At 40.8% G+C, this 16,333-nt stretch carries 14 protein-coding genes; 13 read left to right on the top strand and 1 reads right to left on the bottom strand.

Translation table 11 applies throughout. From position 1 onward, the window contains the following. Window positions 1-116: 116 nt before the first annotated feature. Window positions 117-1,691, bottom strand: coding sequence for a ClC family H(+)/Cl(-) exchange transporter (locus I592_RS08400; RefSeq protein ID WP_010780630.1), 1,575 nt, complete (start codon window positions 1,689-1,691; stop codon window positions 117-119). A gap of 198 nt (window positions 1,692-1,889) precedes the next feature. Between I592_RS08400 and pcrA the strand changes: the two genes are divergently transcribed. From pcrA to I592_RS08335, 13 genes are all read left to right on the top strand, one after another. Next, the gene (gene pcrA, locus I592_RS08395; protein ID WP_010780631.1) at window positions 1,890-4,145 is read left to right on the top strand and encodes a DNA helicase PcrA; all 2,256 of its coding nucleotides are present in this window, start codon (window positions 1,890-1,892) and stop codon (window positions 4,143-4,145) included. A gap of 39 nt (window positions 4,146-4,184) precedes the next feature. Next, window positions 4,185-6,203: an NAD-dependent DNA ligase LigA gene (ligA, locus tag I592_RS08390; protein ID WP_099046858.1), complete on the top strand. Its 2,019-nt coding sequence runs from the start codon at window positions 4,185-4,187 to the stop codon at window positions 6,201-6,203. A gap of 194 nt (window positions 6,204-6,397) precedes the next feature. Then, window positions 6,398-6,703: an Asp-tRNA(Asn)/Glu-tRNA(Gln) amidotransferase subunit GatC gene (gatC, locus tag I592_RS08385; protein ID WP_010780633.1), complete on the top strand. Its 306-nt coding sequence runs from the start codon at window positions 6,398-6,400 to the stop codon at window positions 6,701-6,703. Further along, entirely contained in the window at window positions 6,703-8,172 is a 1,470-nt protein-coding gene (gatA, locus tag I592_RS08380) for an Asp-tRNA(Asn)/Glu-tRNA(Gln) amidotransferase subunit GatA (RefSeq protein WP_010780634.1), read from the top strand. The genes gatC and gatA overlap by 1 nt, the downstream gene beginning before the upstream one ends. Beyond that, a complete protein-coding gene (gatB, locus tag I592_RS08375) occupies window positions 8,172-9,602 on the top strand; it encodes an Asp-tRNA(Asn)/Glu-tRNA(Gln) amidotransferase subunit GatB (RefSeq protein WP_010780635.1) in 1,431 nt (476 codons plus the stop codon). The genes gatA and gatB overlap by 1 nt, the downstream gene beginning before the upstream one ends. An 11-nt stretch (window positions 9,603-9,613) precedes the next feature. Further along, window positions 9,614-10,633: a diacylglycerol kinase gene (locus tag I592_RS08370; protein ID WP_010780636.1), complete on the top strand. Its 1,020-nt coding sequence runs from the start codon at window positions 9,614-9,616 to the stop codon at window positions 10,631-10,633. A gap of 173 nt (window positions 10,634-10,806) precedes the next feature. Further along, window positions 10,807-12,171: a 23S rRNA (uracil(1939)-C(5))-methyltransferase RlmD gene (rlmD, locus tag I592_RS08365; RefSeq protein WP_010780637.1), complete on the top strand. Its 1,365-nt coding sequence runs from the start codon at window positions 10,807-10,809 to the stop codon at window positions 12,169-12,171. 2 nt (window positions 12,172-12,173) lie between these two features. Further along, window positions 12,174-12,302, top strand: coding sequence for a hypothetical protein (locus tag I592_RS22150; RefSeq protein ID WP_010780638.1), 129 nt, complete (start codon window positions 12,174-12,176; stop codon window positions 12,300-12,302). A gap of 24 nt (window positions 12,303-12,326) precedes the next feature. Further along, window positions 12,327-12,740: a hypothetical protein gene (locus I592_RS08355; RefSeq protein ID WP_174293643.1), complete on the top strand. Its 414-nt coding sequence runs from the start codon at window positions 12,327-12,329 to the stop codon at window positions 12,738-12,740. Window positions 12,741-12,790: 50 nt separating this feature from the next. Further along, entirely contained in the window at window positions 12,791-13,459 is a 669-nt protein-coding gene (locus I592_RS08350) for a 2,3-bisphosphoglycerate-dependent phosphoglycerate mutase (protein ID WP_010780640.1), read from the top strand. A 30-nt stretch (window positions 13,460-13,489) separates the two neighbouring features. After that, entirely contained in the window at window positions 13,490-14,095 is a 606-nt protein-coding gene (locus I592_RS08345; protein ID WP_010780641.1) for an HAD-IA family hydrolase, read from the top strand. Between the two features lie 110 nt (window positions 14,096-14,205). Continuing rightward, window positions 14,206-14,589 (top strand): DUF1149 family protein, encoded by a 384-nt coding sequence (locus I592_RS08340; protein ID WP_010780642.1) that lies wholly within the window; start codon window positions 14,206-14,208, stop codon window positions 14,587-14,589. A gap of 240 nt (window positions 14,590-14,829) precedes the next feature. Then, window positions 14,830-16,221 carry an L-cystine transporter gene (locus I592_RS08335; protein WP_010780643.1) on the top strand — a complete coding sequence of 464 codons (1,392 nt, stop codon included), beginning with the start codon at window positions 14,830-14,832 and terminating at the stop codon, window positions 16,219-16,221. Window positions 16,222-16,333: the final 112 nt, after the last annotated feature.

The raw sequence follows: 16,333 nt of genomic DNA, 5'->3' as shown, positions 1-16,333 counted from the left end.
CTGTATTCACTTATAAAATACAATTGAAAAGTCAAACGATAATTTACTTAACAAATGAAAAGTAAAAAGTCGTTTGGCTTTTCATTTGTTAAGAATTTTATGGATTTGCTTTCGATTCAATCGCTGATTGCTTTGTCTTGTTTCTTGGCAATTGCTGCATCGGATCGCTCACGAATTTGTTTCTTGATTTTCTGGGTATACCCTTCATCCGTTAAAATCATAAGCAGGTCGCCGACTTTCATCACGGTATCTCCATGAGTGAGGATTTCAGAAGAGCCTCGCCGAATCGAGATCAACAGCATTTCTTTCGGCCAGTTGAAATCTCTTACCATGGTGCCATCTAAGGTGCTTTCTGCCGTTACGGGAAATTCAATGATCGTCTTGTTTCCTGTGATGCTTGGAAGGAGCCCTTTTAACAGCCGCTCAAGTAACGATTCATAAATCGGATTTCCGCCTAACAAATCATTCACTACATATGCAGTAAGGGAACACACAGCTAAAGGCATCAGATGAGTGATGTTTCCAACCATTTCTGTCACTAAAATAATTGCCGTCAGCGGAGCTTTCCCAATCGCTGTAAAATACCCAGCCATTGCAAAGATCGCGAAGTCCCGAATAAATTGGGCATCTAGTCCGGCCCACTGATGAAGCATTGTTCCATAAATTCCACCAATCAACGCGCCTAATGTCAAAATAGGAAGAAAAATACCCCCAGGAAGATTCGCACCATAGGACACCATTGAAAAAATGAAGCGCAATAAAAATAGAAAAATCAATAAATTCAATGAAAGATTGCGTTCACCAAGTGCTAGAACAATTTGATTCCCGCCGCCCAAATAATGCGGAAAAAAGAAGGCGATAGGAACGATCAATAAGAAAGGAACGATCCCATAAAGGTATTCTGGAAGATGGGTATGTTTATACCAACGCGGCAGAGACAACAAAACTAGTTGATAGACATAACCTAAAAGTCCCAGGAGAACCCCCAGTCCAATTAGCCACCCATATTCCTTCAACGGCAAAGACGGGACATTTGCGATAAACAGGACAGGTCTTAATCCAAAAAAGTTCAATGAAATTAAATTCGCTGTTAAGGCGGCAGTCAGAGATGTCAGCCAAATCAAAGGAGAAAAATGATGGTGGACCTCTTCAATTACGAAAAGCAATCCAGCAATTGGCGCGTTAAAGGCCGCACCTAGTCCAGCCGCAGCGCCGCTAGATATGAAAATCTTTTTTTCAGAAGTAGAGGCCTGCGTAATTTCGCTAAACCCTTGCCCAACCATCGCACCCAGTTGGATCGAAGGCCCTTCTCGACCTAAAAAGAGGCCTGAACCCACAGATAAGATCCCTCCGATAAATTTTTTCCACAAGACCGAAAACCAGCGCAACGAAATTTCTCCTTGAAGCGTTCCTTCTACTTGGGGGATACCGCTGCCTTTAATATCGGGTTCTGATTTGATCAAAAGCCCAACGATACACGCGAAGCTCAGCATTACGAGAATCCATGGGATCAGCCATAAAGGATTTTCTCGGAACCATAGATAAAAGGTCACTATATGAGCCATCATTTTCTCGATTGCGAGACGAAAAAGACTGACGATAATACCGGCAATCCCTCCGATAAGAATGCCTTTCAAGATAAAAATAACTTTCGTGCTATCTAAACGTTTGATTTCATGTTCTTTTTTCATGCTGTACCTTCTTAAGATGATTGTTTTTTTATGCCATAAAAAGTATAATTTCTGTTTACACCATTAATTAATTTAGCGCGATTTCACATGAAAAACAAGTATGAATGAATGAATCCGTTTTTTTAAATTGTTGCTAGTGTCGCGAAACTTTCCGAGATGCTATAATAAAAAAGATTGAATAGAGAAAGGACGTTTTGCATGCCAAACAAACTGGACTTGTTAGCAGGACTAAACCCTAAACAAAAAGACGCGGTTCTTCATACAGAAGGCCCGCTATTGATCATGGCGGGAGCAGGAAGTGGAAAGACACGGGTCTTGACGCATCGCATCGCTTATTTAATAGAAGAAAAAAACGTGAACCCTTGGAATATTTTGGCGATCACCTTTACAAATAAGGCAGCTCGAGAGATGAAAGAGCGGGTCAATGGTATTCTTGGCAAAGGCGGCGAAGATGTCTGGGTATCAACGTTTCACTCAATGTGCGTGCGCATTTTGCGACGTGACGTGGATGCGATCGGTTATGATCGGAATTTTACGATTTTAGATGGTTCAGACCAGCAAACCTTAATGAAAAGAATCTTAAAAGAATTAAATATTGATCCAAAAAAATATGATCCTCGATCCATCTTAGGTGCGATCAGCAATGCAAAAAATGAGTTGTTGACACCTGAAACTTATGCAGAACGCCAAGGCTCATTTTTCGAGGAAATTGTTGCGCATTGTTATGATGCGTATCAGAAAGCGTTGCGGAACAATCAAAGCATGGACTTTGACGATTTGATCATGAACACGATCCGATTGTTTGAAGACAACGCAGAAGTATTGACGTACTATCAAAACAAATTTCATTATTTGCATGTGGACGAGTATCAAGATACCAACCATGCACAATATACGCTAGTAAATATGCTGGCTGCTCGTTTCCGAAATTTATGTGTCGTGGGAGACGCGGATCAAAGTATTTATGGCTGGCGCGGCGCGGACATGCAGAATATTTTAGACTTTGAAAAAGACTATAACGATGCGACAGTTATTTTATTGGAACAAAATTACCGGTCAACAAAGAGTATTCTGGATGCGGCCAACCAGGTGATTCAAAATAACAGCAATCGCCGTGACAAAAACTTGTGGACGGACAATCAAGCAGGGGAACAAATCACGTATTATCGTGCGGATAGCGAGAGAGATGAAGCACAATTTATCGTGAGTAAGATCAAAGAGGAAATCCAAGCCAACAACCGCAGCTATAACGATTTTGCTGTATTGTATCGGACAAATGCGCAATCCCGTGTAATCGAGGATACCCTCGTGAAATCAAATGTGCCCTATACCATGGTTGGAGGTCATAAATTCTATGATCGTAAAGAAATCAAGGATATCATCGCTTATTTGAATATCATCAATAATCCTCGAGACGGCGTCAGCTTTGAACGAGTGATCAATACACCAAAGCGTGGGATCGGTGCAGCTTCTGTTGAGAAATTACGTAATTTTGCAGCGATGCATGATTGGTCGATGGTGGAAGCCTCGCAAAATGTCGATTTAGCCAATATTTCTGGAAAAGCTGGTCGGATGATCGGTGAATTCGGTACGATGATTTCGCAGTTTCAAGAAATGATCGCCTATTTACCTGTGACAGATCTTGTGGATCAAGTTTTAGAACGAACTGGCTACTTGGATGAATTGAAAAATCAGCGAACGCTTGAAGCAGAATCCCGTTTAGAAAACTTAGAGGAATTCCGTACTGTAACGAAAGAATTTGATAAGCGGAATGAGACGCAAGAAGACGATGCAGCAAATGCACCAGAAGAAAAATTGGCGATTTTCTTAAACGATTTGGCGTTAGTCTCCGATTTAGACGATTACCAAGAGGATAGCGCACAAGTAACATTGATGACCTTACACGCGGCTAAAGGCTTGGAGTTTCCAATTGTCTTTCTAATTGGGATGGAAGAAAAAATCTTCCCATTGTCTCGGTCTTTAATGGAAGAATCTGAATTAGAAGAAGAGCGTCGATTGGCTTATGTCGGGATCACCCGTGCGGAAGAAAGCCTGTATCTGACCAATGCATTTTCTCGGACGCTTTATGGGAAGACGCAATACAATCAGCCTTCTCGTTTTGTGGCAGAGATTGATGACAGCTTGTTAAATGCTGTGGGGATGCAGCCGCAGCCTAAAGCGACGTTTAGTAATCCTTTCAGTACAGCTACCACTCCTATGAAGCCTAAGTATCAGCATGCTACCCGAGAACCCAAAATGGATAAAACTGCCTCTGGCGGGGAGAACGAAAGCTGGAACCCTGGCGACAAAGTTCAACACAAAAAATGGGGTGTCGGTACTGTGGTGAAGGTCAGTGGGAATGCAAAAGATGTGGAGTTAGATATCGCGTTTCCTCAACAAGGGGTCAAACGATTGCTTGCCGCTTTTGCACCAATTGAAAAAATACAAAAATAATAATAGAAACCAATTTTAGGAGGGATATTCTTGGAAGCTATGACTTTTCAAGCAGCGGAAAAACGTTCAGCCGAACTTCGAGATGAACTAAATCAGTATTCCTATGAATATTATGTACAAGATCAACCCTCAGTGGAGGATTTTGTTTACGATAAGAAATATCAAGAACTTGTTGAAATCGAGACTGAATATCCTGACCTTATCACCCCAGAATCCCCTACACAACGCGTGGGTGGGAAAATTTTAGAGGGATTTGAAAAAGTGGTGCACGATATTCCTCTATACAGTTTGAATGATGTTTTTAACAAGGAAGAATTGATCGCTTTTGATGAACGTGTGAAAAAAGCAGTGGGACATCCGGTTTCTTATTGTGTGGAATTAAAAATAGACGGGTTATCGATCTCATTGAAATACGAAAATGGCGTGTTTGTTCAAGGGGCTACTCGTGGTGATGGCACTGTGGGCGAGAATATCACTGAAAATTTAAAAACGGTCAAGTCCATCCCCCTACGTCTGAAAGAACCCTTGTCCATTGAAGTGCGTGGGGAATGTTATATGCCTAAAGCCTCTTTTGTCAAACTCAATCAGCAACGAGAAGAGGAAGGAAAAGAAGTATTTGCCAATCCTCGAAACGCTGCTGCTGGAAGCTTACGGCAATTAGACACTCGTGTCGCAGCCAAAAGAAATTTGAGTACCTTTTTATACACACTGGCAGATTTTGGTCCATTAGAATCAACAACGCAGGATCATGCGCTCAATGAGATGTCCCGTTTAGGATTCCGAACAAATCCTGAGCACCGTGTCTGTGAGACTATTGATGAGGTTTGGGAATACATTGAGAATTTCCACGAAACAAGAGAGCAGCTAGATTATGAAATTGACGGTATCGTCATCAAAGTGAACGATTTTAGCATTCAAGATGATCTAGGTTTTACGGTGAAGGCACCACGTTGGGCAACAGCCTACAAGTTTCCGCCAGAGGAAGCACAGACAACATTGTTGGACATTGATTGGACGATTGGTCGGACGGGTGTGCTGACACCTACAGCAATTATGGCGCCGGTTCGTCTAGCCGGCACCACTGTTGGCCGGGCCAGTCTTCATAATAGTGATTATATCGAGAAGAAAGATATACGATTAAAGGACACTATTTTAGTATACAAAGCAGGGGATATTATCCCTGAGGTTTCTCGGGTGATTCTGGAGAAACGGCCATCTGACAGTGAACCCTACCCGATTCCGACGCACTGTCCGATCTGCGGCAGTGAACTGGTTCATTTAGATGAGGAAGTTGCTCTACGATGTATCAATCCAAAATGCCCCGCACAAATCAAAGAGGGGCTCAGCCATTTTGTGTCTCGGAATGCGATGAATATTGAAGGATTAGGGCCTCGCGTGTTAGCACAAATGTTTGATAAAGGGTTGGTTTCAGACGTAGCCGACCTCTATTCTTTAGAGAAAGAACAGTTACTCACATTAGAGAAGATCAAAGATAAATCTGCAGAGAATATCCTACAGGCCATTGACGCCAGTCGTGAAAATTCAGTGGAACGCTTAATTTTTGGCCTAGGAATTCGCCATGTTGGCGCAAAAGCCGCGGGTATATTGGCAGAGCATTTTGGCAGTCTTGAAGGTGTCAGTCAAGCGACGAAAGAAGAAATTGTTGGACTGAATACGATTGGAGAAACGATCGCGGACAGTTTAGTGACGTACTTTGAGAACGAAGAAGTACATGAATTGATGCAAGAGCTGAAAGATCGGCATGTAAACCTTGAGTACAAAGGCATCCGTGCTAGCCAATTAGCAGAAGTGGAGTCTCCATTTAAAGATAAAACGATCGTGCTCACTGGAAAACTCGTAGACTACACAAGGGAAGATGCAAAGGAAAAGATTCAACTGCTCGGTGGAAAAGTTACTGGCAGTGTATCTAAAAAAACAGATATCGTGGTAGCTGGGGAAGAAGCCGGAAGCAAGCTGACGAAAGCACAAAATCTTGGAATTGACATTTGGGATGAGAAACAAATGATTCAAGCAATCGAAGAAAGTCATACAGATTAAGTATTTTTGTCTAAATGACGATTGACGATTGGATTCACGAACGGGTATGATAAAAAGCGTTACATCTATTAGAAGCTGTTTTATTTGTGTTTTATTGATAAGAGCGATTTTTCAAAAAATTTCAGGAAAAAAACGTGAATTCTAATAGAGTTATGATAAAATGATTGAAAATTGACAAAAGAAAGAGGGATATTATGGCAATCAATGAAGAACAAGTGAAACATGTCGCGAAACTTGCGAAGCTTTCTTTTTCAGAAGATGAATTGACCGGTTTTACGGATCAATTAGGCAAAATAATCGACATGGTCGAACAACTTGGGGAAGTTGATACAGAAGGCGTGCCATTTACTTCCAATGTATTAGAAACGATCAACGTCATGCGCGAGGATGTAGCTGATCAAGGCTGGTCGCGTGATGAGTTAATGAAAAACGTTCCGGAACACGAAGATGGCTTTATCAAGGTTCCGGCGATCATTGACAATGGAGAGGCTGGTGCATAATGGAAAAATTATACGATAAATCAATCGAAGAATTACACACTCTTTTGGTTTCAAAAGAAATCACGGCAACGGACTTAACAAACGAAACATTCGACCGGATCAAAGAGACTGAAGAGAAAGTCGATGCGTTCATTACTTTAAATGAAGAAAAAGCATTAGAAATGGCTAAAGCGATCGATGCAAAAGGGATCTCTGATGAGAATGCCTTAGCGGGTATTCCAATCGGTATCAAAGATAACATCGTGACAAAAGGACTCTTGACGACCGCTGCATCGAAAATTTTATCTAATTTTGATCCTATTTATGATGCAACAGTCATGGAGAAGGTTTACAGCTCTGACTTGATTCCAGTAGGTAAACTCAACATGGATGAGTTTGCAATGGGAAGTTCGAGCGAAACATCTTACTTTAAGAAAACGAAAAATGCTTGGGATCAAACAAAGGTTCCCGGAGGTTCTTCAGGTGGTTCTGCCGCAGCAGTGGCTGCTGGAGAAGTCCCTGTTTCTTTAGGGAGTGATACGGGTGGTAGTATTCGCCAACCGGCAGCATTTAATGGGGTTGTCGGTTTAAAACCAACTTATGGACGTGTCTCTCGTTTTGGTCTGATTGCATTTGCTTCATCGTTGGATCAAATTGGACCCTTTACCCGCACCGTGAAGGATAATGCGTTAGCGTTAAGCGCGATTAGCGGCTACGACCCTAAAGATGGGACTTCCGCCGGTGTCTCTGTTCCTGATTTTGCGGCTGGTTTAACAGGAGATATTAAAGGAATGAAGATCGCTTTGCCAAAAGAATTTATGGCAGAGGGAATCGAACCGGGCGTCAAAGCAGCAATTACGAAAGCAGTAGAAACCTTTAAAGCATTAGGGGCAACTGTTGAAGAAGTTAGCCTGCCGCATTCAAAATATGGGGTAGAAGTCTATTACATCATCGCTTCATCCGAAGCAAGCTCTAATTTGCAACGCTTTGATGGTATTCGCTATGGGTTCCGTTCTGAAGACGTTCAAAACTTAGAAGATGTGTATGTCAACACTCGGACTGAAGGTTTTGGTGATGAAGTGAAGCGTCGGATCATGCTAGGAACATTCTCACTTTCTGCTGGATATTATGATGCATACTTTAAGAAAGCTGGACAAGTTCGGACATTGATCAAACAAGACTTTGATAAGGTCTTTGCAGATTACGATCTGATCATTGGTCCAACCTCACCAACTGTGGCATTTGGCATTGGTGAAAATATCAATGATCCGATCACGATGTATTTGAACGATATTTTGACGATCCCTGTGAACTTGGCAGGATTGCCAGGTATGTCTGTTCCTGCCGGATTCTCTGAAGGATTGCCGGTCGGTCTGCAAATCATCGGCAAGCATTTTGATGAGTCAACGATGTACAAAGCCGCCTATGCCTTTGAACAGGCAACGGATTTCCATAAGCAAAAACCAGTGATTTTAGGGGGGGACAAATAATGAACTTAGAGACAGTCATTGGACTTGAAGTCCATGTAGAATTAAAAACAAACTCTAAAATCTTTTCACCTGCGCCCGCTCACTTTGGTGCGGAAGCAAATACAAATACAAGTATCATCGATTGGGGCTATCCAGGTGTGCTGCCAGTTATGAATAAAGCAGCAATCGAATTTGGGATGAAAGCGGCCCTGGCGTTAAACTGTGAAATTTCAAAAAATATGCATTTTGACCGTAAAAACTATTTTTACCCAGATAATCCGAAGGCCTACCAAATTTCTCAATTTGATGAGCCGATCGGCCATGATGGCTGGATCGAGATCGATGTCAACGGGAAAAAGAAAAAGATTCGTATCGAACGCGTCCATTTAGAAGAAGATGCAGGTAAAAATATGCACGGTATCGGTGGCTATTCCTTTGTCGATCTAAACCGTCAAGGCACGCCGTTGATCGAAATCGTATCTGAAGCAGATATGCGTTCACCGGAAGAAGCAAATGCTTATTTAGAAGCATTGCGTTCAATCATCCAATTCACTGGTGTTAGTGATGTGAAGATGGAAGAGGGTTCTATGCGTTGTGATGCCAATATCTCTCTACGCCCCTACGGACAAGAAGAATTTGGTACAAAAACAGAGTTGAAAAACTTGAACTCTATCAGCTTTGTTAAAAAAGGCTTGACCTTTGAAGTACAACGCCAAACAAAAGTATTGTTATCTGGCGGAACGATCCAACAAGAAACACGCCGCTATGACGAAGGAACGAACAAGACCATCTTGATGCGTGTCAAGGAGGGCTCTAGTGATTATCGTTATTTCCCTGAGCCAGATATTCCCCGCTTTGAAATCGATGACGAATGGATTGAAAAAGTTGGGAAAGCATTGCCTGAGATGCCCGCTTCGCGTCGCAAACGCTATGTGGAAGAACTTGGGTTGCCTGAATACGATTCTATGGTCTTAACGTTAAGTCGCGAAATGTCTGATTTCTTTGAAGAAACATTAGCAGAAGGGGCAGATGCGAAACAAGCATCCAACTGGTTAATGGGTGAAGTTTCAGCCTACTTGAATAGTGAAAAGTTGGAATTAGCTGAAACTAAATTAACACCAAATAATTTAGCAGGTATGATCACGTTGATCTCTGATGGAACAATCAGTTCTAAGATCGCGAAGAAAGTCTTCCGTGAATTGATTCAAAACGGCGGCGAGGCCAAAGAAGTCGTTGAGGCGAAAGGACTTGTCCAATTATCTGATCCTGCACAATTACTTCCTATGATCAATGAAGTGCTTGATAACAACGAACAATCAGTTGAAGACTTTAAAAATGGGAAAGACCGAGCTGTTGGTTTCCTTGTTGGACAAATCATGAAAGCAACTAAAGGGAAAGCAAACCCTGGTGTTGTAAATAAATTACTTCAAGAGGAATTAGCGAAACGGTAAGGGGCTTGAACATGAGAAAAGCACGACTGATTTATAATCCAGTATCTGGAAAAGAGATCATGCGCAATAATTTGGCAGATATTTTGGATGCCATTGAAAAAGCAGGTTATGAAGCAAGTGCCTTTGCGACGACCCCTGAACCGAATTCAGCGAAAAATGAAGCGACTCGTGCCGCAAAAGCTGGTTTCGAACTAGTGGTTGCGGCAGGGGGCGACGGAACGATCAATGAGGTAGTCAATGGGATTGCCGGGTTAAAAAAACGGCCTAAAATGGCGATTATTCCTGCCGGAACAACAAATGATTATGCGCGCGCGTTAAAAGTGCCTCGCAACAATGTTAAGGCAGCTGCAGAAGTTATTCAAAAACAGCAAACAGTCAAGATGGATATTGGGAAAGCCGCGGAGACGTACTTTATCAATATCGCTGCTGGCGGCTCTCTAACGGAATTGACCTACGAGGTGCCATCTGAATTAAAAAGCATTTTTGGTTATTTAGCTTATTTGGCTAAAGGAGCTGAAATGCTTCCCCGTATTAAGCCAACAAAGATGCGCTTAGTCTATGAAGGCGGCGAATACGAAGGAAATGCATCGATGTTTTTCCTTGGGTTGACCAATTCTATCGGTGGCTTTGAGACGATTGCCCCCGACGCAAAACTGGACGACGGAAAATTCTCGTTGATCGTAGTGAAAACGGCGAATCTATTTGAAATCGTTCGTTTAATTACGCTTGTTTTGAATGGTGGAAAGCACGTCAATGACTCAAAAGTACTGTATGTTAAAACGAGTTTTTTAGATGCTAGTCTAATTGATACGGATAAAAAAATGATGATCAATTTAGATGGTGAATACGGCGGCGATGCGCCAATGCGTTTTGAAAATCTTCATCAGCACATTGAATTTTATGCCAACACGGATGAAATCAATGATGACGCAATTTTAGGTACAGGTGACCAAGACGATCAAAAACGCGAAGCAGGCATCGAGCTCGTGAAAGAATACGAAAAGATCCAAGACGAAGATCTAGAGAAATAAGACAAAAACGTTTCTGTCAAAATGGATAGAAACGTTTTTTGTTTGCAAGAGTATTCACTGTAAGAAAGTTATTAGTCGCTTATGCAACTCTTAAGATTATAACTCTCGGTGTTACCTTGCTTTTTCTAGTAGAATTCATTAGAATAGGTGAATCAGCCTTGAAGGAGAATATAATGACCACAGTAGAAAAAAATAAAACATATACGGTCTCAATCGACGATTTGTCCCATGAAGGACTCGGTGTCGCTCATATTGATGGCTATCCCCTGTTTATCGAAAATGCTTTACCAGATGAAGAAATGACAGTTAAAGCAGTTAAAGTTGGAAAGAAATTTGGTTACGGAAAAGTAATCGAACGATTCACTGCAAATCCTGAGCGTCAAGATGTAAAAGATTTAGACTTGTTGAGAAGCGGAATTGCACCGTTAAGTCACATGACTTATGACTATCAATTACGATTCAAGCAACAGCAGGTTGAAAAAGTATTGAAAACAATTGCAAAGTTGCCGGATTTGTCCGTTGCTCAAACGTTAGGAATGGATAACCCCTTTGAGTACCGCAATAAAGCACAGATTCCTGTACAAAAAGTCGACAATCAATTAATGACGGGTTTTTACCGTAAAAATTCACATAACTTACTACCGATTGAAGATTACTTGATCCAAGATCCAAAAATTGATCAAGCGATTCTAGCTGTTCGTGATATCTTACGACGTTTCAATGTGAAAGCTTATAATGAACGTGAAAATACGGGCTTTATCCGCCACATTATTATTCGTCGTGGGCACTACAGTCATGAAATGATGGTCATTCTGGTAACAAGAACCGAACGTTTCTTTAAAGGAATGGAAATCGCTGAAATGATCAAAAAAGAGTTGCCTGAAGTAGTTTCAGTGATCCAAAATGTAAATCCAGAAAAAACCAACGTGATCATGGGACGAGAAGAGAAGGTATTGTTTGGGAAGTCGACGATCAACGATACATTGTTAGGCAAGACATACCGCATCTCTCCTCAATCATTTTATCAAGTAAATACGCAGCAAACAGAAGTACTCTATCAAACAGCAATTGATTTTGCGGAGTTAAGTTCAGAAGATATCGTAGTAGATGCATACTGCGGAATTGGAACAATCGGTCTGTCACTAGCAGAAAAGGTGAAGCATGTTTATGGGGTTGAGGTTGTCCCTCAAGCAGTTGAAGATGCAAAAGCCAATGCAAAAATGAATGGTATCGAAAATGCGAACTATGAAATCGGAAAAGCTGAAAAAATTATGTCTCGCTGGGCACGCGAAGGGATCGAACCTTCTGTAATTTTTGTTGATCCGCCAAGAAAGGGACTAGATGAAAAATTCATTGAAGCTTCTGTTGCGGTAAATCCTGAAAAAATCGTCTATATTTCTTGTAATCCAGCGACATTAGCTAGAGATTTGAGACGATATGAGGATCTTGGCTATCATGCTGTGAAAGTTCAACCAGTGGACATATTCCCACAAACTTATCATGTGGAATCAGTGACTCTACTGGTAAAGGCGGTGTAAAAATGAATCAAAAAGAAAAAATGCTAGAATTAATAAAGAAGAAACAAGGCGGCGGTCGTTCGGAAAAAATGGAAAAACCGAAAAACGATCGTAAAAATATGCGTAAGGGACCAAAGATTTACAACAAGTAATTTTTTTAGAAGGGAGCTTCTCCATTGGGAAATATCTGGATGCAGCGAGTAACGAAGCTTTATCAAAAATATGCACATTTCATGCGTGGGCGCTACGGTCGTTTCGATCAAATCAATAAAGCATTGTTGGTTTTATGGGCTATAATGATGATTTTAGATCGTTGGATCCCGTATTATATTGGAAACATTTTGGCAGTCGCGGCATTTGCACTCGTACTTTATCGATTTCTTTCAAAGAAAATCTATCCACGAAGCAATGAGAATCAGAAATTTATTCAATGGATTGCTCAAATGAAAGACGTTTTTAAAGGGAAAAAAGCTACCTATAGCTATTTTAAGTGTCCAGAGTGCAAACAGAAAATGCGTGCTCCAAAAGGACGAGGAAAAATCAAAGTGACGTGTAAAAATTGTCATACGCAATTCACGAAAAAGGTCTAGTTTTTAAAACTAGGCTTTTTCTGATATCCTTACAATAAGAGGGTGAGAGAATGAAGTTGATTTTAGTTCGTCACGGAGAGAGTGAAGCCAATTTTCAAAATTACTGGACAGGTTGGTTAGATGTAGATTTGACCGAGAAGGGCATAGAACAGGCAAAAAAAGCTGGCAAAAAAATAAAAGATGCAGACCTGTTCATTGATGTTGCGTACGAGTCCGTATTAAAACGTTCGATCAAAACAGCAAAAATGATCTTGCAGCAATCAGATGCAAGTTTTGTTCCTGAATTTAAGACATGGCGCCTAAATGAGCGTCACTATGGTGCATTAGTTGGAAAAAATAAAGAGACTATCGCCCAGCATTTTGGAAAAGAGCAAGTAAAAAAATGGCGAAGAGGGTTTGATGAAGTGCCGCCATTGACTAAGGACAATCATTTTGATCGCCGCTACGACCAATTAGATCCTCGACTGATACCGACAGGAGAAAGTCTGCATATGACGTTGAAGCGTGTAATCCCTCTCTGGCAGGAGTGTATCGCTCCAGATTTGTTGGATAATAAGACTGTTTTAGTTTGTGGTCACGGCAATAGCTTGCGTGCATTGGTTCAGTTTTTAGAAAATGTGCCAACAGATCAAGTGGATCAAATTGACATTCCTAACGCCGCTCCAATGGTTTACACGATGGACGCACAATTAAGAATTATAAAAAAAGATATTTTATAAAATTATTATGTTTACTTAGAAAGGTTTACGATGAATTATATTTGGGATTTTGATGGGACACTGTATGATACATACCCGATTATGTTGAAGGCATTGATGAAAACTTTTAACGATTTTGATCTTCAAAAAGACGAAAAACTTGTATACAAGAAAATAAAGGAAGAGTCTATTCGTCAATTGATTCTTGATTGGAAGTTGCCTGCACCGGAATTTGATAGAGTCTATCATGCTTATGAGGCGCAGGACAATAAAGATTCCTATCCTTTTGAAGAAACGAAAGACATGCTAAAAGAATTACAAAAAAAGGGCGGGCAACATTTCATTTTGACACACCGAACCGTGGACTCCACTTGGGATTTGTTGAAACGCGATGGGCTGGATTCTTTTATTGTGGATATTATTGGGAGTGACTCCGACTTCCCTAGAAAACCGGACCCGTCTTCCATTAAATATTTTTTAGATACTTACCAGCTATCTCCGGAAAAAACGGTAATGATCGGGGATCGAAAATTAGACGTAGAGGCTGGAAACAACGCAGGTGTACAAACCGTTTTCTTTGATATCGATCACTTCAATCAAGCAATTCATGCCACTTATTTTATAAATAATTTAAAAGAAATGGTACAAAAATTCTAAGCAAAAAGCTATAATTAAGATAAGCAATAGAAATTTATTTGAGAATCATGCAGACATTAATAAATATTTGAAAATTGATGGATTATTTCTTATGAATGAGGAGTTATGAAATGGAATTACAGCGTGATCCGGAAGTCGTAGAGTCGTTTAATTATGGACTTCCTCCAAAAGACCAAGTGGTCAAACAAAAATTATTGATTAATTTCAGTCCGTTGGAAGCAGTTGATCCAGGGTACCCGGCTGGAAATAGCATCATGGGTGTACGAATTGAATTCGTTATTCCATTTGAGAAGTTCATTATCGGTGGGGTGTTTTCGCAGGTGATCCACGTCATTGGACGAGAAGTCAAACAGCAAAGCGACCTAACTGAAGCAGAAGCGAACGAGATGATCCGACCAATCTTGCGTTTAATCGAACGAATGGTTTACGAAATAACCGAGATTGCCTTAGATCAACCTGGTGTAAAAATAAACTTCTCTTCCAACACCATCTAACTGTTAAAAACCTCCATTTTTAAAATGGAGGTTTTTTTATGAATATCATTATGAAAATTTCTATGGAATAGTGCAAATCATAAGACAGATTATTTTTTCTAAGTTATAATTTAAAGGTCACTAAAATTTAGGAGTCGCGCAGCTATATTTTAGGGTAGGTCGCTGAAGAGCGGATACCGGGAACCTTTACTTCCTTTGACAGACTTGTCATTATAGAAAGTTATTTTAAGGAGGAATACAATGACAACTCTGTTCACTGTATTAGTGATCTTAGCTTTCGTTGCCTTGCTTGTAGTTTTCTACCAAATGCAAAAGAAACATGTGAAATTTTCTAATCGTGTATTTGCAGGATTAGGAGCCGGGATTCTTTTTGGCGGTATTTTACAGCTTCTTTTAGGAAATGGTAGCAAAGTTATTTCTCAAGCGATGGAATGGATCGGGATCGTTGGTAATGGTTATATTTCATTATTACAAATGTTGGTTATGCCGTTAGTTTTTATTTCAATCGTCGGTGCATTCACCAAGATGAAATCAAGTAAAAAACTAGGGAAGATCAGCGCCAATGTATTAGTTACTTTATTAGCAACAACAGCAATTGCTGCGTTGATCGGAATCGTTGCAGTGATGGTCTTTGGCCTTGATGGTGCAACATTCACCAAGGGTGCGGCTGAAACTGCTCGAATCAACGAGTTGGCGGAACGTCAATCAATGGTTCAAAACTTTTCGATTCCGCAACAAATCTTATCGTTTATTCCAACAAACGTATTTGCTGATTTTGCTGGAACACGCCCAACAAGTACAATCGGCGTGGTAATTTTTGCGGCCTTTGTCGGCATCGCCTTCTTGGGTGTACGCCGGAAAGCACCAAAAGAAGCAGAATTCTTTTCTAATTTAATTGAAAGTCTTTATAAAGTTATTATGCGTATCGTGACTTTGGTCTTGCGTCTAACACCTTATGGCGTGTTTGCTCTGATGACAAATGTTTTAGCAACAAGTGATTTCGAAGCAATCGTTAACTTAGGTAAATTTATTCTGGCTTCTTATAGTGCGTTGATCGTTGTACTATTGGTTCATTCGTTGATATTGCTCGGCGTCAAAGTAAATCCAGTTACTTTCTTCAAAAAGGCTTTTCCAGCTTTAAGTTTTGCTTTTACTTCTCGTTCAAGTGCCGGAACATTGCCAATGAATATTGAAACGCAAACAAAAGCATTAGGCGTTGATGAAGCAACGGCGAACTTTGCGGGAAGCTTCGGTATTTCAATTGGTCAAAACGGCTGTGCGGGTGTTTATCCAGCGATGCTTGCAACAATCGTGGCGCCAACAGTCGGGGTAAACGTATTTGACTTGAAATTTATCATCATGTTGATCGCAATTGTGACTATCAGTTCCTTTGGTGTTGCAGGTGTCGGCGGTGGGGCAACCTTTGCTTCATTGATCGTCCTTGGAGCTATGAACTTGCCGGTTGCTATCGTAGGATTGGTCATTTCAGTTGAACCTTTGATCGATATGGCACGTACCGCGGTTAATGTTAGCGGCAGTATGGTCGCTGGTGTTGTAACGAGCGAACGTATTCATGAATTGGATCGAGAGATGTTAAAAGACGAGAATGCTTCAATCGAAGTGAATTCTTAATCATAGAAAAGACTTGGCTAGCGCGACCAAGTCTTTTTTTGTTACACTCACTATAACAGCGCAACTTTGTGCAGATTGTTTTTAAGGCTTTGAATTAACAGTCGCTTCAAAA

Origin of the sequence: Enterococcus gilvus ATCC BAA-350, assembly GCF_000407545.1 — a bacterium.
GTDB classification, from domain to species: domain Bacteria; phylum Bacillota; class Bacilli; order Lactobacillales; family Enterococcaceae; genus Enterococcus_A; species Enterococcus_A gilvus.
The sequence above is the reverse complement of the archived record's forward strand: the minus strand, read 5'-3'. Positions and strand labels throughout refer to the sequence as shown.

Excerpts from the sequence above, each read along its gene's own strand:
- I592_RS08400 (WP_010780630.1), bottom strand. The coding sequence starts at position 1,691 with ATGAAAAAAGAACATGAAATCAAACGTTTAGATAGCACGAAAGTTATT.
- pcrA (WP_010780631.1), top strand. The coding sequence starts at position 1,890 with ATGCCAAACAAACTGGACTTGTTAGCAGGACTAAACCCTAAACAAAAA.
- ligA (WP_099046858.1), top strand. The coding sequence starts at position 4,185 with ATGACTTTTCAAGCAGCGGAAAAACGTTCAGCCGAACTTCGAGATGAA.
- gatC (WP_010780633.1), top strand. The coding sequence starts at position 6,398 with ATGGCAATCAATGAAGAACAAGTGAAACATGTCGCGAAACTTGCGAAG.
- gatA (WP_010780634.1), top strand. The coding sequence starts at position 6,703 with ATGGAAAAATTATACGATAAATCAATCGAAGAATTACACACTCTTTTG.
- gatB (WP_010780635.1), top strand. The coding sequence starts at position 8,172 with ATGAACTTAGAGACAGTCATTGGACTTGAAGTCCATGTAGAATTAAAA.
- I592_RS08370 (WP_010780636.1), top strand. The coding sequence starts at position 9,614 with ATGAGAAAAGCACGACTGATTTATAATCCAGTATCTGGAAAAGAGATC.
- rlmD (WP_010780637.1), top strand. The coding sequence starts at position 10,807 with ATGACCACAGTAGAAAAAAATAAAACATATACGGTCTCAATCGACGAT.
- I592_RS22150 (WP_010780638.1), top strand. The coding sequence starts at position 12,174 with ATGAATCAAAAAGAAAAAATGCTAGAATTAATAAAGAAGAAACAAGGC.
- I592_RS08350 (WP_010780640.1), top strand. The coding sequence starts at position 12,791 with ATGAAGTTGATTTTAGTTCGTCACGGAGAGAGTGAAGCCAATTTTCAA.
- I592_RS08345 (WP_010780641.1), top strand. The coding sequence starts at position 13,490 with ATGAATTATATTTGGGATTTTGATGGGACACTGTATGATACATACCCG.
- I592_RS08340 (WP_010780642.1), top strand. The coding sequence starts at position 14,206 with ATGGAATTACAGCGTGATCCGGAAGTCGTAGAGTCGTTTAATTATGGA.
- I592_RS08335 (WP_010780643.1), top strand. The coding sequence starts at position 14,830 with ATGACAACTCTGTTCACTGTATTAGTGATCTTAGCTTTCGTTGCCTTG.